The sequence below is a fragment of the Flavobacterium sp. RHBU_24 genome, assembly GCF_046613695.1.
Lineage (GTDB): Bacteria > Bacteroidota > Bacteroidia > Flavobacteriales > Flavobacteriaceae > Flavobacterium.
Genome location: NZ_JBKJHD010000048.1, coordinates 1 through 1,202, shown reverse-complemented (window position 1 = coordinate 1,202; position 1,202 = coordinate 1). Strand labels below are relative to the sequence as shown.

Below are 1,202 nucleotides of genomic sequence, written 5' to 3'. Positions count from 1 at the left end.
TCTGTATAATAAACAAGGTGATAAAGGTTTAATTCCCCGTGAAAATCAATTTTATACGATAGATTTTAAACTTAAGGTTCTGAATTCTATTAGTAAGAAGTTTTTATCTTTGAGTGAAGCCTGCTTAGAATTTAATATTCCGAGTCACTCTACTATTATCAACTGGCAGCAACAATTTGATAAGTACGGTGTTGAGGGCTTATCAGATAAACCAAGAGGCAGGCCTAAAATTATGACTTATAAAAGAGCTAAAAAGAAATCAGACAAACCTCTGACCAGGGAGGAAGAACTTTTATTAGAAATAGAGTCTTTACGTGCAGAAAATGCTCTTCTAAAAAAGTTGCAGGCCTTAATTCAAGCCGAGGAAGCCGGGCAAAACAAAAAGCGCAAGCCATAATGGAATTAAGGCATAATTATGATTTAGACATTTTACTAAATCATATGAATATGGCAAGGAGTACTTACTATTATCATCAAAAAAAGGGTCAGGCTAATGATAAATATCGTGAAATAAAAGAGATAATCAAGTCGATATACCACAACCATAAAGGCAGGATGGGTTATCGCCGTATTACTTTGTGCATCAAGCAGAAGGGGATTATTATTAATCATAAGACTGTCTTAAGGCTAATGAAAGTTTTAGGGCTAAAGAGCCTAATACGGATTAAGAAATATAAGTCTTATAAGGGGGAGTATGGAAAAATAGCACCTAACATACTACAAAGGGATTTTAAAGCATCACAGCCAAATCAAAAATGGGCAACTGATATAACAGAATTTAATGTAAAGGGAAAGAAATTATACCTATCACCTATAATTGACCTGTATAATAGAGAAATAATAACTTACGAACTATCTGAAAGACCAAATTTTGAACAGGTTACCAATATGCTTAAGAAGTCTTTTAAGAAAATAGGCGACAATGCCAAGCTTATACTACACTCAGATCAGGGCTGGCAATATCAAATGAAACAATACCAGCGAATATTGAAAGATAAGGGGATTATCCAAAGTATGTCAAGAAAAGGTAACTGTCTGGACAATGCTATTATAGAGAACTTCTTTGGCATCCTTAAATCAGAGTTGTTCTATCTGAAAAAGTATTCATCAATAAAGGAACTCAAAAAAGAGATTAGGGAATACATTCAATACTATAATCATGATAGGATTAAACTTAATTTAAAAGGAATGAGCCCGGTTAA

General features: G+C 33.4%; 2 protein-coding genes. Both read left to right on the top strand.

The window, feature by feature from the left end; all coding sequences use genetic code 11:
- A partial coding sequence (locus tag ACLI09_RS18005; protein WP_411421032.1) for a helix-turn-helix domain-containing protein occupies positions 1-397 on the top strand: 397 nt, incomplete at its 5' end.
- On the top strand, positions 397-1,202 hold an 806-nt coding region (locus ACLI09_RS18000), incomplete at its 3' end, for an IS3 family transposase (RefSeq protein ID WP_411421031.1). The genes ACLI09_RS18005 and ACLI09_RS18000, both read left to right, overlap by 1 nt.